This window comes from Vibrio hippocampi (assembly GCF_921292975.1).
In the GTDB taxonomy this organism is placed as follows: Bacteria; Pseudomonadota; Gammaproteobacteria; order Enterobacterales; family Vibrionaceae; genus Vibrio; species Vibrio hippocampi.
Map to the genome: position 1 here is coordinate 733,008 of NZ_CAKLCM010000002.1, position 18,602 is coordinate 751,609.

Annotated in this window: 17 protein-coding genes; 5 read left to right on the forward strand and 12 right to left on the reverse strand. The window is 45.2% G+C overall.

Annotated elements, in window-relative coordinates:
* The first annotated feature begins 364 nt into the window (after positions 1 to 364).
* Positions 365 to 718: a hypothetical protein gene (locus tag L9Q39_RS05765; protein WP_237484153.1), complete on the forward strand. Its 354-nt coding sequence runs from the start codon at positions 365 to 367 to the stop codon at positions 716 to 718.
* A 297-nt stretch (positions 719 to 1,015) separates the two neighbouring features.
* Here L9Q39_RS05765 and L9Q39_RS05770 read toward each other — a convergent pair whose 3' ends face one another.
* The 6 genes from L9Q39_RS05770 to L9Q39_RS05795 form a co-directional block, all read right to left on the reverse strand.
* On the reverse strand, positions 1,016 to 2,224 hold the full coding sequence (locus tag L9Q39_RS05770; protein ID WP_237484154.1) for a permease: 1,209 nt from the start codon (positions 2,222 to 2,224) through the stop codon (positions 1,016 to 1,018).
* 151 nt (positions 2,225 to 2,375) lie between these two features.
* Positions 2,376 to 2,993: a CDP-alcohol phosphatidyltransferase family protein gene (locus L9Q39_RS05775; RefSeq protein WP_237484155.1), complete on the reverse strand. Its 618-nt coding sequence runs from the start codon at positions 2,991 to 2,993 to the stop codon at positions 2,376 to 2,378.
* Entirely contained in the window at positions 2,986 to 3,633 is a 648-nt protein-coding gene (locus tag L9Q39_RS05780) for an ATP-binding cassette domain-containing protein (protein ID WP_237484156.1), read from the reverse strand. The genes L9Q39_RS05775 and L9Q39_RS05780 overlap by 8 nt, the downstream gene beginning before the upstream one ends.
* Positions 3,599 to 5,326, reverse strand: a complete 1,728-nt coding sequence (locus L9Q39_RS05785; RefSeq protein WP_237485514.1) for an ABC transporter permease — start codon at positions 5,324 to 5,326, stop codon at positions 3,599 to 3,601. Before L9Q39_RS05785 ends, L9Q39_RS05780 begins: the two co-directional genes overlap by 35 nt.
* Positions 5,327 to 5,331: 5 nt before the next feature.
* The gene (locus L9Q39_RS05790; protein ID WP_237484157.1) at positions 5,332 to 6,528 is read right to left on the reverse strand and encodes an ABC transporter substrate-binding protein; all 1,197 of its coding nucleotides are present in this window, start codon (positions 6,526 to 6,528) and stop codon (positions 5,332 to 5,334) included.
* A gap of 203 nt (positions 6,529 to 6,731) precedes the next feature.
* Positions 6,732 to 7,013, reverse strand: coding sequence for a hypothetical protein (locus L9Q39_RS05795; RefSeq protein WP_237484158.1), 282 nt, complete (start codon positions 7,011 to 7,013; stop codon positions 6,732 to 6,734).
* 381 nt (positions 7,014 to 7,394) lie between these two features.
* Between L9Q39_RS05795 and L9Q39_RS05800 the strand changes: the two genes are divergently transcribed.
* The 3 genes from L9Q39_RS05800 to rlmF all read left to right on the forward strand — a co-directional run bounded on the left by L9Q39_RS05800 (position 7,395) and on the right by rlmF (position 10,292).
* Positions 7,395 to 8,591: a D-alanyl-D-alanine carboxypeptidase family protein gene (locus tag L9Q39_RS05800; protein WP_435532809.1), complete on the forward strand. Its 1,197-nt coding sequence runs from the start codon at positions 7,395 to 7,397 to the stop codon at positions 8,589 to 8,591.
* Positions 8,592 to 8,707: 116 nt separating this feature from the next.
* Positions 8,708 to 9,211, forward strand: coding sequence for a YgjP-like metallopeptidase domain-containing protein (locus tag L9Q39_RS05805; protein WP_237484159.1), 504 nt, complete (start codon positions 8,708 to 8,710; stop codon positions 9,209 to 9,211).
* Complete coding sequence (gene rlmF, locus L9Q39_RS05810) at positions 9,201 to 10,292, forward strand: 23S rRNA (adenine(1618)-N(6))-methyltransferase RlmF (RefSeq protein WP_237484160.1); 1,092 nt, start codon at positions 9,201 to 9,203, stop codon at positions 10,290 to 10,292. The genes L9Q39_RS05805 and rlmF overlap by 11 nt, the downstream gene beginning before the upstream one ends.
* Here the strand turns inward: rlmF and L9Q39_RS05815 are convergent.
* On the reverse strand, positions 10,240 to 10,953 hold the full coding sequence (locus L9Q39_RS05815; protein WP_237484161.1) for a tetratricopeptide repeat protein: 714 nt from the start codon (positions 10,951 to 10,953) through the stop codon (positions 10,240 to 10,242). The two genes, rlmF and L9Q39_RS05815, sit on opposite strands and share 53 nt — an antisense overlap.
* 275 nt (positions 10,954 to 11,228) lie before the next feature.
* On the opposite strand from L9Q39_RS05815, the gene L9Q39_RS05820 reads away from it, so the two are divergent.
* Positions 11,229 to 12,893 (forward strand): AMP-binding protein, encoded by a 1,665-nt coding sequence (locus L9Q39_RS05820; RefSeq protein WP_237484162.1) that lies wholly within the window; start codon positions 11,229 to 11,231, stop codon positions 12,891 to 12,893.
* A gap of 555 nt (positions 12,894 to 13,448) precedes the next feature.
* Here the strand turns inward: L9Q39_RS05820 and L9Q39_RS05825 are convergent.
* The 5 genes from L9Q39_RS05825 to L9Q39_RS05845 all read right to left on the reverse strand — a co-directional run bounded on the left by L9Q39_RS05825 (position 13,449) and on the right by L9Q39_RS05845 (position 18,547).
* Positions 13,449 to 13,886, reverse strand: coding sequence for a hypothetical protein (locus L9Q39_RS05825; RefSeq protein WP_237484163.1), 438 nt, complete (start codon positions 13,884 to 13,886; stop codon positions 13,449 to 13,451).
* Entirely contained in the window at positions 13,870 to 14,751 is an 882-nt protein-coding gene (gene pstB / locus L9Q39_RS05830; RefSeq protein WP_237484164.1) for a phosphate ABC transporter ATP-binding protein PstB, read from the reverse strand. Before pstB ends, L9Q39_RS05825 begins: the two co-directional genes overlap by 17 nt.
* A 12-nt stretch (positions 14,752 to 14,763) precedes the next feature.
* Positions 14,764 to 16,065, reverse strand: a complete 1,302-nt coding sequence (pstA, locus tag L9Q39_RS05835; protein ID WP_237484165.1) for a phosphate ABC transporter permease PstA — start codon at positions 16,063 to 16,065, stop codon at positions 14,764 to 14,766.
* Positions 16,058 to 17,437 carry a phosphate ABC transporter permease subunit PstC gene (pstC, locus tag L9Q39_RS05840; protein ID WP_290369126.1) on the reverse strand — a complete coding sequence of 460 codons (1,380 nt, stop codon included), beginning with the start codon at positions 17,435 to 17,437 and terminating at the stop codon, positions 16,058 to 16,060. Before pstC ends, pstA begins: the two co-directional genes overlap by 8 nt.
* A 69-nt stretch (positions 17,438 to 17,506) precedes the next feature.
* A complete protein-coding gene (locus L9Q39_RS05845; protein WP_237484167.1) occupies positions 17,507 to 18,547 on the reverse strand; it encodes a PstS family phosphate ABC transporter substrate-binding protein in 1,041 nt (346 codons plus the stop codon).
* Positions 18,548 to 18,602: the final 55 nt, after the last annotated feature.

Consider the following 18,602-nt stretch of genomic DNA (forward strand, 5'->3'; position numbering starts at 1 on the left):
CTCTCCTTTTTTAATGCCAGTGATAACCTCAACAAAATTCCCCCCATCAAGTAACCTCTGTGCCAAATAGTCTTTTGATATTATTCTAGAGTTTGGGGTATTGAATATTGATAACACTAATAATAGCTTGTTCAATTAATGGTTATTTATAATTTTAAAAATAATATCAATTGGACGCCTTATTTAAGGAAACTGTTGATAAATAAGAGTATGGCGCTGTTTTTCATTTCTAAAATAATCATTAATTTCTTAATTAAGTTTATATTATTAGAATAGATGCAAAGGCTATTGTTTTTATATTGTTCGAAATGTAGCATGACACCCTGTTATTTGGTTATTCATTATTTTACCAAGGAGAGTGAAAGTGAAAAAGGTGTATAAATTATTTGGTTTTTTCTTGATGAGTTCAGTTTCGTTAAGTTGTTTTTCATCAGAATGGCTTGAAGGTGTTTACATTAATCTAGAAAAAGACGCTTTAATCAAGGACGTGGTTTTCTGTGAAGATGGTAAGGCGTATGTAGGCGGTATGGCTCGAGGCAAGTATTCGATATCGGTTGAGGGGGATATCAATTTGAGCGTGAGCTCAAATGGCAATTTTAAGCTTAAAGTGTCAAGTGATAGAACTGAATTACTGCCAGAAGATTCATTTACAAAAAGTTGGTTTACAGACACTGGCTTTAAATTAGATTCTGAACGTTCAGATACCTGCAACTGGTAAACTGTTTCCTCTATTAAACTATTTGATGGATATTTATTTTATTCGAAATATTAATGATTGATGCTTATTTAAATTTAGTCAGCTAGTATTGACTAAATATAGTTCATTTTTATGATGTTTGACTAAGTACTATCAGAGATTACAACGTATCGATTAGAATAGTTTTTGGAGACCAGTTAAATCACATTAATAGCAACACTCAGTTTAGTGGAACTTACACAATGATCTTAACCCTGAATTATCTTTCAGGGCTAAGTATGCATACTTCTATTCTGAGTGTTGATTAACCATTAACCATTAAGCAAAAATAAAACTATATAAGAATCCAGCGCCAATGGCCATGCTGAGAATCACAAACAAAAACGCTGCGATCATCTGATTCTTAAAGATAGATTTTAGTAATATCACTTCGGTTAAACTTGCGCCCGCACTACCAATAATCAACGCCATCACCGAGCCTAAAGCCATCCCTTTTTGTACCAATGCCGCACTCAGTGGAATCACTGCTTCAGCACGAATATAGAGTGGAATACCAATCACCGCTGCGACAGGAATTGCATACCATAAGCCTTCACCCGCGTACTTAGCAATCATATCCGTTGGAATAAATCCGTAGATAAATGAACCGACCGCGACACCCAACATTAAGTAAGGCAGAACTTGCTTAAAGTCTTTCCATGTTGAGCGCCAAATACGCAGCCAACGACTCGGTTGCTCTGTGACCAATTTGGCTGTTGCAGTGCCATCAGTCGAGCAACATGACACGGCGACAGTTTCTGGTTTCGCTTCAGCACTGCAACACGCGCTGGTGGTTGTTGGCTGTTGAGTCGGACAACTTGGCGCTGGTTTCGGTTCTGGTTTAGCACTACAGCAAGCGCTTTCCACAGTCGGTTTTTCAGTACCGCAACGGCGATTTTTTTCAAAATCACTGGTTTCAAGGTTACTGGTTTCAAGGTTGCTGTTTTCAAGGTCATTAGTTTTACAGCTACTGACTTCACGGTTGCCAGTTTCACAGCGACTAGTTGTTCCACAACTGGTTTGTTCTGCAGATTGATAAGCTTCCGGTTTAACGTAGCGCTCGAAGCCCAGTTTCTCCAGAATGTAGCCAGCTACCACAGAAACTAGCATAGCAATCACAAAGTAGAAAACTGCAACCTGCCAACCAAAGGTGACCACAAACAAACCAATGATGATAGGGTTAAGCAGCGGACTGGCAAACAAGAACACCATCATAGGACCAAATCCCGCTCTAGCACGTAGCAAGCCTTTTAAGAAAGGAATGGTTGAGCAAGAGCAAAACGGCGTAATTGAGCCTAACAACGCAGCGACAACATAACCTTTGCCTTGTTTCGAGCTTAAAATGGATTGGATCTTTTCTGGTGTTAGAAACTCTTGCAGTACTCCCACAAGATAGCTGATCACCAAGAATAGGATCACCAGTTCGGTTGCTAAGAAAGCAAACATATCGAGTGCTTCTTTGCCCATGTTTAATAGTTCTGGATTCATGTTGCCTCTTTAGGTGGCGCACCACCAAATTAAATCTAAATTAAGATTAACGATTCGAATATTCTCGAATTATAGAAGCAACGTGATATGAGTCAACATATATTTCGATAAAAATCGAAATATATGTTGTGGCGGGTTGAATTTGAGTGAGTTAGTGCTCGTTATCTCTGAGCGTGTGAAAGCCAGAGTAGATACGTGTTGCGGTGGTAAACCAACAGGCTGTCGCAAAAAGCGTGGCAATGATAGCGAAGTGCTGCGGTAACAAACACAAGGCGACAAAGCAGAGTATGGTTTCGGTTCCCTCAGTGAGACCGCTCATATAGTAGAGAGATTTATGTTTGTACACCGGATTCTCAATGCCTTGTTTACCAGCCATAACCGCAAAGGCAAGAAAGCTGGTACCTGTGCCGACAAAAGAGAAAATCAACAAGCTGCCAGCTATTGCATTGCTTTGTGGATCGGCAATGACAAAGCCAAATGGGATAAGCGAATAGAACAAGAAATCCAAACTGATATCCAAGAACCCCCCAGAGTCGGAGATGCCCTGAATACGAGCCAGTGCGCCGTCTAATCCATCACAAATGCGATTGATAAGGATAAAGACGAGCGCTAATCCATACTGCTGGCACGCCAACGCAGGAAGTGCCAAGCACCCAATAGCAAAACCAAATAGCGTAGTTTTGTTTGCGGTAACACCTCGTGCATTCAGCGCTATTGCAGCGTTATCCAGTGGTGCTTTGATAAGTTTAATCGTTAGTCGATCAAGCATGGTTAACTTCCATCGTCCAATCAATAATACGTCCTTGCGTCGGTGCATCTTGAACATCGTGCGTCACTAACAAGGTTGGAATATTGGCAGCGCTGAGTTGGGCTGCGACCCAGTCTCTGAATTGTATCCGCAACTCTTTATCCAATTTACTAAAGGGCTCGTCGAGCAAAGCAAGTTTAGGTTGAGCGAGTAACATTCGTGTGAGACTGACACGAGCTCTTTGTCCACCGGAGAGTTGCTCCGGATAATGTTCAGCCAAGTTTGATAGGTTTATCTCTTCAAGGGCGGCAAGTGCTTGCTGTTTACGCGTTTCACCCTTAACCGCGTTAGGCAGAGCAAAGGCTAAGTTTTGCCACACATTGAGGTGGGGAAATAGCAGATCGTCTTGAAACAAAATCCCAACCTGTCTTTTGTGAGCGGGCAACTGGGTGAGGTCGGTGCCCGATATTGAGATGCTACCTTGATAAGAAAAATCGTTGCAAAGGTGTCCGGCGATCATATTCAACAGAGTGGATTTTCCACAACCGCTGGGTCCCATAATGGTGACGATTTCTCCTTTGCCGACGGATAGGTCAAAGTCGCTCAGCAAAGGCTGCCCCTGATGATTAAGAATGGTGAGGTTTTCGATCGTAAGCGGCATGGCCAATCGTTCCTTTTACTTTAAGTTTACGCCGACTCATATGGCAGCGGTTAAACACAACAACCAATAAGAAAAATGCCAAGGGCAACAAGGCTTGGAATAACGCATAAATAGCAGTGACACGGCGATCAAAACCGCTCGATAGCGCCACCGCCTCGGTGGTCACTGTTGCCACGCGCCCGGCACCGAGCATCAGAGTCGGTAGGTATTGCGCCAAACTGACACTGATACCAATCGCCCATGCGAATAGCACGGCGGGCAGAAGTTGCGGTAATTTCACTTTAAACCAGCTCTGTAATGGACTTTTACCTAAGCTCAGTGCGGCTTGAGTTAGCCTATGATCGTAGCTGCTCCAAGGTCCATCTAACGCCAGATAGACATAAGGGAATGCAAAGAATACGTGCGACCAATAAACCCAGAATGAAAAACTGTTGGAACTCAGCAATAAGGTGGTGACTTGTAACCCAAACAGGAGGCTGAGTTGCGGAAGCAGCATCGGAATTGCGATCACGCTATTGGGCAATCGGTATTTGTGCTTGTGATGAAATTCATGCGCGATGACGGCAAACAGCAGCGCAAGAGAGGCGCTAACGATGGCAATCAGTAAGCTCTGATTGACGACGCTAATCAGGTTGTCCCATTCATAGTGCCAAAAGCGTGTAGTATAGCGGCTAGGCAGCATATCGGGAAAGCGCCAGCGCTGAGCAAATGACCAGATCAATGTGATGGGAATAATCACAGCCACAACGGTCGCAAGAATTGAAAACAGCACTCTACCCGAGGCGTGCAAAGCAAATCGTCCCGAATAGTGCCATTGATTGAGCCGTTGGCAAACCAGCCACTCAATGGCTTTAACCAAGCCAATAAACAGGCAGGCAATCGCAAACAGTAGCACAGCCCCTGCACTCGCTTGAGGCAGCAGAGAGAGAGCAGGATCGTTGAACCATTGCCAAACCAGTACGGAAAAAGTCGGAGGCGTCGTCGGACCCAATATCAGTGCAATATCGACCACAGAAACCCCATAAGCCACCACGGCTAATAAAGGAAAACGGATCTTAACCAGCCATTGAGGAAGAATCACTTTCCACCATGCCTGATACGAGGAGTAGCCTAACGATTGTGCCATGATCAATGAGCGAGAGACATTGAGTTGGTTGAGAATCGGTATGCTCATCAGCAATAGAAAAGGCACCTCTTTTACCACTAACATGGCAATCATGCCCAAGCCCCAAGCATCGTGGATCAGCAGGGATTCACTCCCTAGCGGCACTTGCCCCAATAAGCTTTGTCCAAAAGAGCTTTGTCCTAACGAGCTTTGCCAGAGACGAGCGACTAAGCCAGTGGGAGAAAACAAAAAAGCAAAACCGATGGCAAAGGCGACATGAGGAAACGCCAACATTGGTGACAACAGCCACTCAATCTTGCGCCAAGCGTTAGAGTGCCAACATGATTGCAAAATAAAAAAAGTGATAATCAGTGCTAAATAGCTACTGATAAATGTTGTCGACACCGTTAAGGCAACGGACTTTTCCACTCCCGGCCAGCGCAGTACTTGTACCAAGGAATCAAGGCTGGCGGTGTCAAAACCCAGTTGCGGTAGATAACCTGCCGCTGCCAACAACACACCGGCTAAACCCGGAACGGTAGGAACAATACAGACAATCACCAATAAGGCGTACAACAGTCTGAGAATCATCACTAACTACCGTAACGACGCAACCATTCGCGCTCCAGTGCAGCTTGCCAACTTGGGTGAGGTTCAGCCACGGATGGAAAGGCTTCGGTTTTGGCGGCATTCCCCGTCAGTACCGATTTCTTAAGCACAGAAGGGTCGCCCCAGATTTGCAGATCGCCTTTACGAGATTGTGCTTCAGGGCTTAATAGAAAGTTAATCGCCACACGCGCCCCTTCGGTAGCCGCACTGTTCCACGGAATGGCTAAAAAATGGATATTAGAAAGTGCACCATGTTGTAAGGCGTAGGCATAGGTGGAGGGTGCTAAATTACCATTGTTTTGCGCAGTAAACACCGCATTAGGGTTAAAGCTGATGGCAAGATCCAGTTGTCCATCATCGAGTAATTGGATCGTTTCCGCGGTACCGGATGGGAACTGCTTACCTTGCTTCCACGCCACTTGATGGAATTGGTCAAGGTAATCCCAAAGTGGGCGGGTAATCAGGTTAAAATCTTCATCGTTAACTGGCTGGCTGAGTGATGGGTCATTATCGGTCAACTCAATCAATAACGATTTGAGGTAGCTGGTGCCATGAAATTCCGGTGGCTTAGGATAACTAAGGCGGTTAGGAAAGGCTTTAGCGTAAGAGAGCATCTCTTGATGAGATTGAGGTGGATTGTTGAGCTGCTGCTTATCGTGAATAAACACCAATTGTCCCACACCCCAAGGGGCTTCAAGTCCTTCGGTAGGTTCAGAAAAATCACTGTCTACAGGCAAGCTTTTGTCGACATATTGCCAGTTTGGTAACTGCTCAACAAACGGACCAAACAGTAACTGGTTGTCTTTCATTGATTTAAAGTTTTCGCCATTGATCCAAACCATATCGACACTGCCGCCACTGTTTTTGCCCGCCGCTTTTTCGGCGACCAACCTTGAAGCGGTCTCTGCGATGTCACTGACTTTGACATGGTAAAATTGCACGTCATAGCGCTGCTTGAGTTGACGACTGGTCCACTGTAAATAACGGTTAATCTCTTGGCTGCCACCCCAAGCATGGAAATAGACTTTTTGCCCTTTGGCATTTTCAATCACTTGCTGCCACTCTGCTGACGGCGTTGATGAGGGAGCCGATGTGTCAGCAAAACTGGAACCAGAAAAGCCCAAGAGTAGCGGGCACAATAGACGGAAAAACGCCTTTCTTTTTAGTTGGTTTGGAATCATTTTGGTGTCCGTATTGTTATAAATGTGGCAAACCCTGCCTGCTTGTTACATTAAGATACTAATGTTTAAAGGGGGTTATTCAAGTGCTAAGGTGCGATTTGGTAGGTTAAATGGTTGAAAATAAACCACACGTCTACATTCTTCGCGCTTAAAACAGAGACCAGAAAGATGGGGCAAAAATTTCAGTAATTAATAATTATTTGTTATTTCTCGACCATTCCATTACGAACTAATCCACGACGAACACTTGAGCAGAGTTTTCCAAAGCGTCTTAGCTCCTCAAAGTTAGGTGCAATTCCGCGCTCAAGCGATGATTCCCAATAGCTGACTTCCGTTTCTACTAGTTCCATTAGCTTTTTAGGACAGCCGATGCAGGTATTGTCTGGACCACAGACAAAGGTGTCCTCGTCATACAGAGGCAGTTGGCTTTTAACGTCGTCAATCAGTTGTCGTGTTGCCTGAGCTAGGTTGGGTTTGCTGGTCATATCGCGGTTGGTTTATCCGAGGAGTGAGTCGAGTTGTCATGCTGGTATTAATTGAGCGTATTGTGACATAAGCCGGGGCGTTACCCAAGTATCCTCTTTACTGAAGTCATTACCGTGAAACGATGAGATCATTTTAGAGTTAATTGTCGATAACACCTTTTGATTTGTATGACTAGCTCAAAAATGAGAGAGCGGGGAAATACAATAAGATTTACAAAAAAACATAAGTAAAACGGCGCAAATTATTCTAGTTTACACATATTGGGAAAGATTCAATTTTCGCTGGCTTTACTGCTTAATCTATCAACAACTCGTCCAGTGAACCTCACCAATAAAACAATGTATTTTTCCTTAACTCTCACTATCCAAGGAGTCCGAGAGATGAACAATTTGATGCAGCGTGTTAAAGGCCGTGCTTCACTGTTAACGCTTACCCTTGTTGCATCTTTGCCGGCAATGGCTATTGTCGTGCCAAACCCCCCAACATTGAATGCCAAGGGCTATGTATTAATGGATTTCCAATCTGGCGATATTCTAGTTGGTCACAACGCGGACCAACCTTTAGCGCCAGCCAGCCTGACTAAGTTGATGACCGCCTATGTCGTTGGCAAAGAAATACAGCAGGGACGTACCACTTGGGACAGCAAAGTAGCCATAAGTGAGAATGCATGGTCGGTAAAATTCCCAGATTCATCCAAAATGTTCATCAAGCCAGGTGACAGTGTCACAGTTATTGATCTGATGCGAGGGCTGATTGTTCAATCCGGTAATGATGCTGCAGTCGCGTTAGCGGAGCATGTTGCTGGCTCGGAAAATGGCTTTGTGTCGCTGATGAACGATTGGGCACAGACATTGGGAATGAATCAGACCCAATTTATCAACGCGCATGGCTTGGATGGTGAAGGTATTTACACCACGCCTAGAGAGATGGCGATATTGATGACTCGTATCATTCAAGATGTGCCTGAGGTTTATAAACTTTACTCAGAGAAGCGTTTTGTTTGGGCGGATATACAACAATACAACCGCAATCGCTTGTTGTGGGATAACTCGCTCAATGTCGATGGGGGCAAAACAGGTTATACCTCACAAGCGGGTTATAGCTTGGTGAGTTCAGCGACTCAAGGACCAATGCGATTGATTTCGGTGGTGATGGGGACGCCGAGCAAGCAGACACGTGTAGAAGCCTCTCGCCAACTGCTGAACTATGGTTTTAGATTCTATGAAACCGACCAGTTGGCTGAGTCAGATAAAGAAGAAGCGGTGGTTAAGGTATGGAAAGGCGATGAATCGACGATAAAGGTCGGTTTTGAGAAAGATATCTACGCCACTTACTTACGCAGTCGAGATAGTCGTATCACCAAAGAAATTGAGATCAAAGGTCCGGTCATGGCGCCAATAAATCAAGGTGAGGTTGTCGGCACCATTAATTGGTATTCAGGGAATGATCCGATAGCTTCAGCGCCGTTAGTCGCTAAACAAACCGTCGAACAAGGTTCTATTTTTAAGCGTGTCTGGGATAGTGTGGTACTTTGGGTGAAATCTTTCTTCTCTGATGTTGAGACGATTGTCAGCTAACGTTATCACCAGTGCTGGTAAGCACCTTAATTTCTAGCGTAGTTTGTTCACATAGCGCTATTCATCGCCAACGCAGATGGTTAGAATAGCGCCTCTTTTTATTCGAGGCGCGGGCGATGCATCAGGCATTAAAATACATTTCGGGTTATCCAGAGCAAGTGGTCGCCCAAATTTCTCAAATTGTTGATTCTGGCAAATTCGTCCCTTGGTTCGAACAGCGTCATCCCTCCCGCCATCAGATAAAAAGCGAAAAAGCGTTGTTTGATTTCACCCTTGAGATCAAAAATCGTTATATGAAAAAGACCGCACCGCTGTCTAAAGTCGTCTGGGACAATAAAATCCACCTGATTAACAACGCACTCGGCTTACACAGCTATGTGTCTCGCGTACACGGCTCGAAAATAAAAACCAAAAATGAAATTCGGATCGCCAGTGTATTTAAAGATGCGCCGGAAGCCTTGTTGCGAATGTTGGTGGTGCATGAGTTAGCGCACATCAAAGAAAAGCAGCACGATAAAGCGTTTTACCACCTCTGTTGTCACATGGAACCGCACTATCACCAACTCGAATTTGAGGGACGTCTGTTTATGATTTATCTGGAGCTCAACAATGCAAAATAACCCGAAACGTCGCACACAAAGTTCGAGTAAAGGCAGTAACAGTAATAGCAACCGCAAAAGCAATAAAAGCAGCAAAGCCCATAAAAACAGTGAAAGTCCGGTTGCTGTCACCAAGCGCACCAGTCGCGGTTTGCATGCAAATAATCTCCATCAAGGTCGATATGATATCGATCAGCTTTGTCTGACCTTGCCAGAACTCAAGCCATTTATTACCCAAAATCCCGCGGGACAGAAGACTATCAACTTTTCTGATCCCGAGTCAGTGAAGTTTCTCAATAAGGCGCTGCTGAAGCAGTATTACGCTGTCGACTACTGGGATATTCCGCCAGGTTTTTTATGTCCACCAGTACCGGGTAGAGCCGAATACATTCATCGCCTAAATGATTGGTTGCTAGCGGATCTTGCGGTTGAACTTGGACCGAAACAGAAGCTAAAAATCAATGCCCTGGATGTGGGCGTTGGGGCTAACTGTATCTATCCCATCATTGGTGCCAGTCAATATAAATGGAACTGGGTGGGCAGTGACATCGACCCAATCTCAATTGAATGCGCCCAACAAATCGTCAGCAATAATGCCACCCTAAAAAACAAGATCAGCTTGCGTCAGCAGACAGACAGCGAGCTTATCTTTCGTGGCGTTATTGCCGAGGATGAGTTTTTTGTTGCAACCACTTGTAATCCTCCCTTCCATAAATCGCTACAGGATGCCGCGCAAGGGACATTGCGCAAGAACAGCAACCTTGCCAAGTCTCGGGGTGAAGAACGCCAACAAGATCCGTCACAGCCACTGAATTTTGGTGGTCAAAAAGCAGAACTCTGGTGTGAAGGAGGGGAGTTAGCCTTTATTGAAAAAATGGCAAACGAGAGCCTCGACTATGCCAACCACGTCATCTGGTTCTCGACCTTAGTGTCGAAAAAAGACAACGTACGACCACTGCGAAAGCGTCTAGAGAAATTGGGCGTTACCCAAATCTTGATTCAAGATATGGCGCAGGGTCAAAAGAAAAGCCGCTTTGTGGCTTGGAGTTTTATGGATCACGATCAGCGTCTAAAGATGGCACAAGCACTCGTTCTTGGCTAACGGCTCGTTGATGAATCCGCTGTAACAGGTTCTTAGTTCTTTCGTGTTCGCCAAAACGATGATGAAACACCATTAAACGCTGCTCAGCCTGTTGGTACTGATGCGAAGAGAGTTCAAGTAAGGCGAGGTGATAGACGGCATCAATGTGGTTAGGTTGATAGCGCAGAGCAGTTTCAAAGTCTTGTTTTGCCTGCTGGGGCAGTTGGTGGGTGTTTGCACAGACGCCACGGGCATAAAAAACCTCAGATAACTGGATGAAATGCGCATGCTCGCGGGTTGCTTGGAACCAAGGGAGCGCCTTAGCGTATGAGTCGTGATAGCAAACGTGTAGCGCAAAGTGAAACAGGGCATCGTCGTTGTCGGGAGCGAGTTGTAGCGCTTGTTGGTAGAACTGTTCCGCTTGCTTATCGTGTTGCATCAAGCTATGCAGTTTACCCAGTGACAAGTAGACTCGATAGTGATGTTCGGCGTGCTGTTTAGCGCGTTGAAAATTTTGCAGTGCTTTTGAATATTGGCTGAGTTCCATATAGCCAATCCCTAAGTCGATTCTTGCGTTAGCCATAGCGATGCGATGATCATCACCAGTTATGGTGCGAGTCGGTGAAGCTTGGCAAGCCAGTAACAGGGGTAAAGCAAACGCGAGTCTAACAAAGCGAATCATACCATTCACACCCACTTGATGATTAAAGCTGTCGGCTATCTTGGCATTGTGCTTTAGGGTTAAACGAGTTTATCTGTTGGGTTGTGTGAAGTCTCTGCATGAATTTACGACGCTTTCTACACCTATTTATTTCAATATTACGTCCTATCAACCTGATCACAGCACAGCGCATCTGACCAGAAAATAAGCATATAATCCCAAAACAAGCCACAAATCTACCACTTATCGCTAAAGTTGGTTAAAGTTATGGGGTTCAAATAAGAAGATGCAAAGAAATGACTACAGATACTAAACCTTGGCTCAAAACCTACCCTGACGATGTGCCGGCGGTGGTTGATATTGATCAATACACTAATATCAACGACATGTTCAAAGCGACATTTGAGAAATACGCTGACAAGACCGCATTTGTAAACATGGGGCACTCCCTTACCTTTAGTGAATTGGCGGAAAAAAGTGATGCTTTTGCGGCTTATTTGCAAAATGAATTGAAGGTGAAAAAAGGCGAGCGTATTGCCCTGATGATGCCGAATTTGCTGCAATATCCGATCACGATTTTAGGCGCATTGAAAGCGGGTTTGGTGGTAGTAAACGTGAACCCTCTTTACACCCCACGCGAATTAGAGCACCAGTTGCGAGATTCTGGCGCTGCCGTCATTGTGGCGGTGACGAACTTTGGTAACAGTTTGCAGCAGGTGATTGCCAAGACCAGTATCAAACATGTAATTCTGACCAAGATTGGTGACGAACTGGCTCCCCATAAACGTACGCTGGTTAACTTTGTGGTTAAGTATGTGAAGAAAATGGTGCCCAAGTATCACTTACCCGGTGCGATTTCACTGCGTCGCGTGTTGACGGAAGGCAAACGCATGACCTTGAACGTGCCTAAGATTGAAAGTGACGATTTGGCTTACTTACAATATACCGGTGGCACCACGGGATTGGCAAAAGGGGCAATGCTGACCCATAGAAATATCATCGCCAACGTACTGCAAGTTTACGGTCACTTTGGTCCAAGAACGGCAAAAGACCAAGAGCATGCGGTGACGCCACTCCCGCTTTATCATATCTTTGCTAACTCCGTGAGCATGATGTTAATCATGTATATGGGCGGCTCTAACTTATTGATCACCAACCCAAGAGACTTGAACAGCTTCGTTAATGATTTGAGTAAATACCCGTTTACCATGATCTTTGGTCTCAACACGTTGTTTGCTGCGCTGAACAAGCACGAAAAATTCAAACAGCTCGATTTTTCTCATGCCGAGTTTACTATCGCTGGTGGTATGGCAACTCAGCAACACGTGGCGCAAGAGTGGCAAGAGATCACAGGTATGCCGATCATCGAAGGTTACGGTTTAACCGAGTGTTCACCGGTGGTTGCCGGTGGTGTTCATACTCAACAAAGCTTTGTGCCTGCGGTTGGTGTCCCATTACCGAGCACCGAATTGCGCATCGTCGACGAGGCTGGCAACCCGTTACCTATGGGTGAAGTGGGCGAAATTCAAATTCGTGGCGATCAAGTGATGAAAGGATACTGGAAGCAAGACGCTGAAACCAAAGCCATTTTGTCCGCGGATGGTTGGCTAAATTCTGGTGACATCGGGCGAATGGATGAGCAAGGTATCTTCTATATTGAAGACCGTAAAAAAGACATGATCCTTGTTTCCGGCTTCAATGTGTTCCCTTCTGAAGTTGAAGAAGTCGCGACCTTGCACCCAAGAATTGTTGAAGCGGCAGCGGTAGGTGTGCCAGACAGTGTTGCGGGAGAACGCGTAAAATTGGTGGTCGTTACCAACGGCTCAGTGACATTGGATGAGATCAAAAAGCATTGCCGTCAACACCTGACAGGTTACAAAATCCCAACCGCGATTGAGTTCAGAGATGAGTTACCAAAAACCAACGTTGGTAAAGTCTTAAGACGAGAGTTGCGAGACTAATCGTTTCCTTGACTAAATCCAAATCAGCTTGATTTAAACAATCCTCAACAACGGAGAGTTGTTGGGGATTTTTTTATACGGCAACGTCTGTTGTACTTCAAGGACCGTACCCAAAGGATAGAGGCGTAAGGATAGAGGATCGAACATAGTCCACACAAAGTGACCATCAACAAAAAAAGTCCGTTAAGTCTCGGCTTTGTGATTAACAAGACGAAATCTGGTTAAATTATGTACCTCAATGCATAATTGTATTACAATGGAATGACATTTTAATTAAGCGAGGTAAGCTATGAAGAAAATTCAAACCGTTAAAAGTCATGTCGAGCAACCGGTATTTGGTCTGCTTGAGCGCATTAGCATTGTGTCGTTGTTAATTGTGGCAACACTGTTCACTCTGTCTTAAGCGTGATAACTAAAGTAAGTCTCTATTGACGATAAAGACTTTGAAAATAGCGGGAACACGGAGTGTTTCCCCGCTGCCATCCTCCAGCAATCCTTTTAGCCAATCCTTTCTATATTATCAACTCAGTCGCTATAAACTCAGTCAATATCAACTCAAAGAAACAGATAGCGAGAAATAAAATAGTTCACGTTTTCTACCACCGCATCGTATTCATCGCTCGCCCCCTCAATATCCCAAAACAATAATTTGTCGTAAGACGGTGGCTGCTTCACTACCTGAATCACATTGAGTCCAACGGCAATCATTACATCGTAATGATGCTCAAGGAAGTTTTCTGCTTGTGGGTCAAAATGCCCCGAACACTGAAACTTTTCACGCGTCATATCGTGACAAGAAGAGACGGAATAACAAACAATATCAAATAGACCAAAGCATTTTGAATTCAGTTGTTGGAAAGCAAAGGCGGTTAATTCACTGTTGGCATCACCTAAAATAAAAATCCGTTTACGCGCCTGATTGTTACGCAAGGCAGCAGAGGTTGTTTCTCTGCTGCCTTTGCCGCTGTCTTGCCCCTTATCCAAAACGACCACTGATATAATCTTTCGTCAATCGATGCTGAGGATTATGGAACACCTCTTTGGTCGAATTGATTTCGATCAGATCACCCAAGTGGAAGTAAGCGGTTCGGTCGGAGACGCGCAAAGCTTGCTGCATAGAGTGGGTCACAATCACGATACTAAAAGTCTGTTTAAGGTCATGAATTAAAGCTTCGATAACCTCTGTCGCAATCGGGTCGAGTGCTGAACAAGGCTCATCCATCAAGATGACCTCGGGGCTGATAGCAATGGTTCGGGCAATACATAATCGCTGTTGTTGTCCACCGGAGAGTCCGGTTGCCGGATGGTCTAAGCGATCTTTCACTTCATTCCAAAGACCCGCCTTGGTTAGCGACTCTTCCACCAATAGATCCATATCCGCTTTATTTTCGACCAAGCCATGCAGGCGAGGACCGTAAGCGATATTGTCGTAGATCGATTTAGGGAATGGGTTAGGGCGCTGAAACACCATGCCAACTTGCGAGCGAAGCTCAACGATCTCTTGGTCTTTGCTGTAGATATTCCGTCCATCGAGATTAATATCGCCCGTTATCACACAGCCATCTACAGTGTCGTTCATACGGTTCAAACAGCGCAAAAACGTGGACTTACCACAGCCAGAAGGACCGATCATTGATAATACTTGGCGTTCACCAATATCAAGGCTGACATTTTTGATCGCTTGCTTTTCGCCATGATCATAAAACACGTCAACGTTGCGAGCCGAAATACGGGATTTCTCTAAAAACGGTACGCCAATGGTGTCGCGAGATTCATCTTCACTGCGGTGATGTACTGAACCTGCAGCGACCGCCTCAGTTTGTCCATTCTCATTTAAAGTTCTGATTAATGTTGTCATTTGAGAACGCTCCTACCAACGTTTTTCTAAGCGTTTGCGCAAAATGACTGCGCAAGAATTCATAAAGGCGAGGAAAAATAGCAATACCATGATTGCGCCAGAGGTGTTTTCGGCAAAGCCTTTCTCTGGGTTCTCCGCCCATAAGTAAATTTGAACTGGCAAGGCGCTTGCCGCATCAAAGGGACCTTCAGGAATATCGACAATAAATGCCACCATACCAATCATGATTAATGGTGCGGTCTCACCCAGCGCTTGCGCCATGCCAATAATGGTGCCAGTTAGCATACCGGGCATCGCCAATGGCAATACATGATGCGTGACCGCCTGCATTTTTGAAGCGCCGACGCCCAAAGCGGCATCTTTAATTGACGGGGGAACGGACTTAATCGCCGCTCGACTGGAAATAATGATCGTTGGCAGTGTCATCAAAGACAGTACCAAGCCCCCGACAATCGGTGCGGAGCGGGGCAGTTCTGCGACATTCAGGAAGATAGCTAAACCCAGTAATCCGAATACGATGGACGGCACTGCCGCTAGGTTATTGATGTTGATTTCAATCAGGTCTGTGATTCGGTTTTTAGGCGCAAACTCTTCTAAGTAAGTGGCGGCGGCAACCCCAATCGGGAAGCTAATACAGAAGCAGACTAGCAGAGTATAAAATGAGCCGACCATTGCGCCCCAAATACCCGCAAGTTCGGCATCACGACTATCACCATGGGTGAAGAAGTTTTTGTTAAATACCGTACGAACCTTGCTTTGACGATCGAGGAGTTGATACCAGCCAACCTGTTGGTCTTTAAATTTACGCATCCTTTCTGGGATTGAAGCGTCAATATTGCCTTTGTTGTACTGGTTAAACAGATCTCCGGCTAATGCCCAATAGGTTATGGTGCCACCGACCAGCGAGGGGTTCGCCACGATTTGATCGCGTAACTTATATTCTGCGCCGCGAGAGATAAACGAATACAGTGCTTTACGATCCTTACGACCTGTCACGGGAATCTCATTGCGTATCGCATTACGCAACGCTTTCATGTAGTTAGCGCTAAATAACTCTTCTTTAGTGGGTTGTTCACTAATCAGACCGAGTGTTTCAGCATCCAGATTCACTTTTAGGCGAATTTCGGTAGTAAAAAACGCGGTATAGCCTTGTGAAGTGATCGAGGCGATAAGAACCACCAGAAAAAGAATCGCGGCACTGATAGAAACGACGCCATAGAGTCTAAAGCGGCGCTCTTTTGATTTGCGTTTCGCCAAACTGGCTTTGACTTTTTGCTGTTTAGTTTCAGCGATTTGGTTAAGGATACTAGTCATATTGCTCTCGATATTTCTTCACAATGCGCAAGGCAATAAAGTTGAGGAATAGGGTTACCACGAACAGGGAAAGACCCAGGGCAAAAGCAGCCAGCGTTTTCGGGCTATCAAACTCTTGGTCACCCACTAACAAGGTCACGATTTGCACCGTAATGGTGGTCACCGATTCGAGTGGATTCGCGGTTAAATTAGCCGAAAGACCTGCCGCCATCACCACGATCATTGTCTCACCAATTGCACGGGAGACGGCTAACAGTAATCCACCGACAACCCCGGGCAACGCCGCTGGGAGCACCACGTTTTTAATGGTTTCTGAGTCGGTCGCTCCAAGGCTTAAAGATCCATCTCGTAAAGATTGAGGAACGGCGGTGATCACGTCATCCGATAGAGAAGAAACAAACGGAATTATCATAATGCCCATGATCAATCCTGCGGCAAGCGCACTCTCTGACGAGGCCGAGGTCAACCCAACGGAGTGAGCGGTTTCTCGAATCAAAGGGGCAACCACCAGCGCGGCAAAAAAACCGTACACAACGGTCGGGATCCCCGCCAAGATTTCCAACACAGGCTTAACAATATTACGCACTTTTGTAGAGGCGTATTCGGCTAAGTAGATGGCACTGAGTAAACCCACCGGAGCGGCGATCAGCATCGCGATGGTTGAAATCATTAATGTGCCGGTCAATAGGGGAATAAAACCAAAAGCGCCACTCGCGCCTTGCTGATCTTCACGAAGCGCCACTTGCGGTGACCACTCCAAGCCAAATAGAAAATCGGTAATTGGGATGATATTGAAGAAACGTACCGCTTCAAATAACACCGAAAGCACAATGCCGAGTGTGGTTAAAATGGCAATGACCGAGCAAACCACTAAGAAAAAACGCATCATTTTTTCAACATGTAGGCGCGCTTTGACTTTAGGTTGAACCAGTTTTAAACCGATCACTAGACCAATTAAGGAGAGTGCTACCAGAGAGGCGAAACGGATATTGTTTCCAGTGAAAATGACACTTCGATAATAATAAGAAGCATCGTTTAACCAATCTTGGTCCGTGGCAGTGATGCCCGAAGCCACGTGTTTGATTTGACTATAAAGTAGCGAAGGATCGGTACCGCTGGATAATATTCCATTGGGTACTCTAGCCATCACCATAGTTTCTACAATATAGGGATAAAACAGACTCCAAATAGCAAAGATAAGTAACGCTGGAATGGCTGAAATAATCGCGGCAAGCGTTGCATAATAGGAAGGTCTGGAGTGAAGGTATCTTAATCCACCATTTGAATTTGCTATTTGCACTGTTCGACTCTTGGCTAGAAAATACGCTAGCGAAGAGATGCAGAGCAAGGAAAGCATTAGCAAAGAATTCATAAAGCCTCTAAAAATCACGACGGGGCAACCTATAAAATAAATAGGTACCCCGTAAAATCTACCAACAAATTATAGGTTTGGTGTTAGCTCAGTACCGGCAGCACGAACCATTTTCCAATCTGTTTGTGGTAGAGGAATGAGGCCACGATCAGTCAGGTAACCTTCTTCACCGATAGCTTGCTCAGAAGTGAACGCTGCTACGTATTCCTTAAGACCTGGGATAGTGTCTTTGTGATCTTCTTTAACGTAGAAGTATAGAGAGCGAGAAACAGGGTAATCACCGCTACCAATTGCTTCAAACGTTGGCTCTACACCGTTGATGATAGAAGCCTGAACCTTGTCAGCATTCTCTTCTAGGAATGAGTAACCAAATACACCTAGCGCATTAGGGTTAGCCGCAAGCTTTTGCACGATTAGGTTATCGTTTTCACCCGCTTCGATGTAGCCACCGTCTTCACGTACAGAGTGACAAACTGCTTTGTACTTGCTCTTGTCGCTCTTTTTAAGTGCAGCGATTTGTGGGAATTTCTTACAGCCACCTTCAAGCGCTAGCTCTGCGAATGCGTCACGAGTTCCTGACGTTGGCGGTGGACCAAGCACTTCAATCTTGATAGCAGGAAGCGCAGGGTTTACTTCGTTCCAAGTTTTGTATGGGTTTTCAACTAGGTTACCGTTCGCATCCGGAACTGTTTTTGCTACGCCTTTATAAACATCTTCAAGGCTAAGCTTAAATTGAGTGGCATCTTTAGAGTTAGCTAGAACGATACCGTCATAACCAATCTTGATCTCAACAATATCTTTCACGCCGTTTTTAGCGCAAAGCTCGACTTCTGAAGATTTGATCTTACGTGAAGCGTTAGTGATGTCTGGTGTGTTTTCACCAATGCCAGCACAGAAAAGCTTTAGACCACCGCCTGAACCTGTCGATTCGATCTTAGGTACAGAGAAAGACGTAGTGCGACCGAATCGCTCCGCAACTACGGTTGCGAATGGGAACACGGTAGATGAACCAACAATACTGATGTAGTCGCGAGATGCCGCGTTTACAACGCTTGATGAAGCCATTGTTAATGCAACTGTTGTAGTAGCAACGAGCGCTTTAATTTTCACATCAACCTCCAAGTTGACAATTTCGTTAATACTGTCCGCGTCAATGCGGACTTAA

What these genes read in the sequence shown, in the direction of transcription:
- L9Q39_RS05770 (WP_237484154.1), bottom strand. Translation starts at nt 2,224, where the DNA reads ATGAATCCAGAACTATTAAACATGGGCAAAGAAGCACTCGATATGTTT.
- L9Q39_RS05775 (WP_237484155.1), bottom strand. Translation starts at nt 2,993, where the DNA reads ATGCTTGATCGACTAACGATTAAACTTATCAAAGCACCACTGGATAAC.
- L9Q39_RS05780 (WP_237484156.1), bottom strand. Translation starts at nt 3,633, where the DNA reads ATGCCGCTTACGATCGAAAACCTCACCATTCTTAATCATCAGGGGCAG.
- L9Q39_RS05790 (WP_237484157.1), bottom strand. Translation starts at nt 6,528, where the DNA reads ATGATTCCAAACCAACTAAAAAGAAAGGCGTTTTTCCGTCTATTGTGC.
- L9Q39_RS05795 (WP_237484158.1), bottom strand. Translation starts at nt 7,013, where the DNA reads ATGACCAGCAAACCCAACCTAGCTCAGGCAACACGACAACTGATTGAC.
- L9Q39_RS05800 (WP_435532809.1), top strand. Translation starts at nt 7,395, where the DNA reads ATGAACAATTTGATGCAGCGTGTTAAAGGCCGTGCTTCACTGTTAACG.
- L9Q39_RS05805 (WP_237484159.1), top strand. Translation starts at nt 8,708, where the DNA reads ATGCATCAGGCATTAAAATACATTTCGGGTTATCCAGAGCAAGTGGTC.
- rlmF (WP_237484160.1), top strand. Translation starts at nt 9,201, where the DNA reads ATGCAAAATAACCCGAAACGTCGCACACAAAGTTCGAGTAAAGGCAGT.
- L9Q39_RS05815 (WP_237484161.1), bottom strand. Translation starts at nt 10,953, where the DNA reads ATGATTCGCTTTGTTAGACTCGCGTTTGCTTTACCCCTGTTACTGGCT.
- L9Q39_RS05820 (WP_237484162.1), top strand. Translation starts at nt 11,229, where the DNA reads ATGACTACAGATACTAAACCTTGGCTCAAAACCTACCCTGACGATGTG.
- pstB (WP_237484164.1), bottom strand. Translation starts at nt 14,751, where the DNA reads ATGACAACATTAATCAGAACTTTAAATGAGAATGGACAAACTGAGGCG.
- pstA (WP_237484165.1), bottom strand. Translation starts at nt 16,065, where the DNA reads ATGACTAGTATCCTTAACCAAATCGCTGAAACTAAACAGCAAAAAGTC.
- pstC (WP_290369126.1), bottom strand. Translation starts at nt 17,437, where the DNA reads ATGAATTCTTTGCTAATGCTTTCCTTGCTCTGCATCTCTTCGCTAGCG.